This is a genomic window from Pedobacter sp. 01T416_2, assembly GCF_056398925.1.
Window position 1 is genome coordinate 1 of record NZ_JBFTQI010000557.1, and the last position, 4,000, is coordinate 4,000.

Annotated in this window: 4 protein-coding genes; 3 read left to right on the plus strand and 1 reads right to left on the minus strand. The window is 36.6% G+C overall.

Annotated elements, in window-relative coordinates; all coding sequences use genetic code 11:
• Nucleotides 1-181: 181 nt before the first annotated feature.
• Nucleotides 182-412 carry a hypothetical protein gene (locus tag AC1DPQ_RS20195; RefSeq protein WP_477610678.1) on the minus strand — a complete coding sequence of 77 codons (231 nt, stop codon included), beginning with the start codon at nt 410-412 and terminating at the stop codon, nt 182-184.
• Between the two features lie 689 nt (nt 413-1,101).
• On the opposite strand from AC1DPQ_RS20195, the gene AC1DPQ_RS20200 reads away from it, so the two are divergent.
• The 3 genes from AC1DPQ_RS20200 to AC1DPQ_RS20210 all read left to right on the plus strand — a co-directional run.
• The gene (locus tag AC1DPQ_RS20200) at nt 1,102-2,913 is read left to right on the plus strand and encodes a right-handed parallel beta-helix repeat-containing protein (protein WP_477610679.1); all 1,812 of its coding nucleotides are present in this window, start codon (nt 1,102-1,104) and stop codon (nt 2,911-2,913) included.
• Between the two features lie 215 nt (nt 2,914-3,128).
• Nucleotides 3,129-3,521 (plus strand): hypothetical protein, encoded by a 393-nt coding sequence (locus AC1DPQ_RS20205; protein WP_477610680.1) that lies wholly within the window; start codon nt 3,129-3,131, stop codon nt 3,519-3,521.
• Nucleotides 3,522-3,531: 10 nt separating this feature from the next.
• Nucleotides 3,532-4,000 (plus strand): glycine-rich domain-containing protein (locus AC1DPQ_RS20210; RefSeq protein ID WP_477610681.1); only part of this gene is annotated, 469 nt, incomplete at its 3' end.

Below are 4,000 nucleotides of genomic sequence, written 5' to 3' on the forward strand. Positions count from 1 at the left end.
AATATAGATTTGTCATAATATAGATTTGTCATCCTGAGCCTGTCGAAGGACCCGCTTAAATACGCTTTAAGGTGTTTCGACAGGCTCAACATGACAGCAACTGAGGTGAAATCGCCATTATGATATACCCTCCCACCAGCATATAATATTCATAATAATTACCACAAATTTCAATGTAGGCTTAAAAAGGCTCGGAATGAAAAATTTCCAGGTTAATACAGCGCAAACCAATACTGTTAAAGAGTTCGGTGATTTCTTTTGTCCAATCTCTTGGCGAATCTACCCTGAGGATTTTATCAGAATCCCATAAATYGATATTCCATTTAATTTCTTTGAACTGGCTGTTCAGCAATGGGCTGATTACGTTTAACTCGTTATCCGTGGATACATTTGTTTTGAAAACGGCTATCATATAGAAAAGTTTTTAGGTTTGTTGGAACTGTAGACGTACAACTTTAGAAATTACTTTAAATACGATTGATTTTTTTATCTTTTTATTTGATGCAATCTATTTAGTCGCTTTAATGATAGCTCTACAAAAAAAATAAAATAATGCATTATGAGAGTTGATCGTAAAAATACAATCTGATGAGCTGGGTAAGGCCAGCTTACTTGCGGCATTAGAAAAATTGACCCTTCAGCAAGGAAAATTGATTCAATTGTGGTTTTATGATGGTTAGGGTTATGAAGAAGTAGCTAAAAGAAGATAATTAAGTGTTTGCACAGCATAGAACCGTTTATGACGTCTTGAATTCCCCCGTGCACACTTTAAATTTTAGTAGTTTCCAATTGCATTTTAAGGCTATTTTAAAATAAAACTAAAAAAAAGCAAAAAAACTTGGTAAAAGTTTAAGGTTCTGCACACTGATATTAAAAGTGAGAGCAATGATTGACGGGTATATATACCCAGAAGATTTTTTTAATTAATGATATCTTTAAGCAATATTGCGAAAGTAGCAGCAAAAACTGTGATCAGTGATACAGGTTTTAAATCGATAAAAGCTGTTCCACAATATTAAACTTAATCCATTTAAACTAAATTTATAGACCTTACAGGTTTCCAAAATCTATAAAATCTGATTATTATTATATCACACACAAATGAAAATATATTTTATTGYCTTATTCTTATGCATTGGTCATCAGCTGCATGCCCAAACCATTGATGTTACCCAATTTGGTGCCAGGCCCAACAGTTTTGCCGATGCTACTGCAAGTGTGAAAAAAGCTATTGATGCTACTAAAGGGCAAGCTAAATCTGTACTTAATTTCCCAAAAGGGAGGTATGATTTTTGGCCCGATAGTGCTACCGAAACACATTATTACATATCCAACACATCCTCAGAAGAAGAAGTCCCGATAAAAAAACAAAGAGTCGGCTTATACCTGAAAGACCTAAAAAATGTGATTTTAGAGGGTAATGGATCTGTTTTTATCTTTCATGGAAAAATGATCACCTGGGTAATTGATGGTAGCGAAAACATCAGGTTTCAGAATCTGTCGATTAATTATGAGCGCCCCGGTATGTCAGAAATGACTTTGCAGGAGATTACACCAACATCAGTTACAGCTAACATTCATCCTGACAGCAAATTTGCCATTGTGAACGGTCGATTGGAATGGTACGGCGAAAAATGGATCGCTAAAAACCACCATGCGGTACTCGTAAGGCCAAGTGTTGGCACTTTACTTTATAGCAACTGGGAAGTTTTTTCTAAAAGTAAAGCTGAAAACATTGGTCCGCTCAAGGTAAAATTTACTGGCGATTTTTCAAAATTTAGGGCACAACTCGGTGATGTATTAACTGTTAGAGACCGTTACCGCGATTATGTGGGCGCATTTAATAACCGCTCTAAAAATATTAGCCTGCACAATATTAAAATGTATTCAATGCATGGTTTAGGCATTGTATCTCAATTTTCCGAAAACTTAAATTACGACAGTGTTTTTGTAGCGCCAGAACCAGGAAGCGGCCGTGTAATTGCTTCGTCGGCAGATGGCATGCATTTCTCGGGTTGTAAAGGACAAATTACCATCAATAATTGCCGCTTTAATGGCATGCACGATGATCCGGTTAACGTACACGGTACACATTTAAAAGTTAGCGAAATTGTATCGCCCAATACCTTAAAATTAAAATTTATGCACCACCAGAGTTATGGGTTTGCTGCTTTTATACCAGGAGATACGGTAGCTTATCTGCATAGTGCCGCACTTCAAATTTACGCTCAAGGTGTAATCAAAACGGCAAAACTAATTTCGGAAAGGGAGATGTTGGTAGAAATGGAAAAACCATTTTCGAGTGAACTTAAAATGGGTGATGCTTTAGAAAACATAACCTGGACTCCATCGGTAAAAATTACAAATTCTAGGTTTGAGGGAACGATATCGCGGGGAACGCTGATTACAACGCGACGTAAGGTATTGATAGAAAACAACGTATATTACCGTACTGGTATGCACGCGATTTTGATTGAAAATGATGCTATGGGCTGGTACGAATCGGGCCCGGTAACGGATGTAACCATTCGCAACAACCAGTTTATAGAATGTGGTTTTAATAGCACGCCCGATAGCTACGCCATTAAGATTAATCCCGAAAACAGTGAGTTGGTAAAAAAATACTACGTACACCGAAACATCAGGATCGAAAACAATACTTTTAAACTGTACGATTATCCTTTATTATCGGCAAAAAGCACAAATGGACTAACTTTTATCAATAATAAGATAGAAAGGTCAGATTTTATGCCATCAGGTAAAAAACGTCCAGCGTTTAACTTTTTAGCCTGTACAGGTATCCGGATTAAGAGCAATCAGTTCGGTGCAGAAAAACCAGAAATACGATTGAAGGAAATGCTTGAAGATGATATCAAATCAGACATTAAGTTCGAAATTCCTGTTAAGAATTAATGAATGTCAATGGTAATTATTGTGTGTATTTGCTGAATAAATAGTTTATTGTTTGTTTTTTTTAATGAATTGCACGCTTTGCCATCTGCTTTATTTTTTCTTACCTTCAGATTTTAAGGCTTATGGTAAAAGATGAAATAATTTTGTATAAAAAGGCTTGGGACCCTGGCAATTGTTCATGTATGGTCAGTCTGTTTTTGGTTTCATTTATTGTTATGGTTATTATTTCCTTTTTTTCGGAAGATAAATGGACCTTATCTATCTCCCTTTATGCTTCTGCCATACTAACTTTTATATTAGTAACCGTAAGAGTAGTGKGGTATTGGGCTCAGCGTGAAGAAAAAACAGTGCTATTAACGGTATGTGAAGAAGGAATTCATTACCATGAGCATACTGCCCTTATCCAATGGAAAGTTATAACCGATATACAGATTGTTAACCGTGAACTTTCGGTTTCTGTTGGCGCTTCACCTGTATTGGATTTTACATTAAATTTATTGGACACCGACCTGCAGGAAACGTTCGACGATTTCTGCCAGTTGCTTAACCGGTATTATTATCCCAAAACCGTTTATATCTACGAATCTTCAGTTTCTTGTGGCTGCTAAATAATTCAAGATGAAACCTGAATATATAACGATATTACCTGATGAAATAGGTGTAAATTATGCAGATGATCCTTTGTGGCAACGGATTTATGACTATTCGCCGGATAATGAAGATTTTGCAATCCCTTTTTCGCGGAAATTAGCTGTTACTGAGGGCTGGACAAGACGGTTTACTTTACTGGCGATAGCAGAGTATAAGCGTTTTGTGTATCTCTGCTGCATATCGCAGAACGGGGCATCGCCTTCTGTTGTGGTTGATAGGGTATGGCATATGCATCTGCTATATACGGTAGAGTACTGGGAAAAATTCTGTCCAGTGGTTTTGGGACGGAATTTACATCATTATCCCAACGTGGGGGGTATTGTGGAATACAATAAACATCAGGATTGGTATTTGGAAACATTAAAACTTTACCTGCTTATTTTCAAAGAAAATCCTCCTCCTGATTTTTGGAGAATACCCAAGGATATTTTACCAT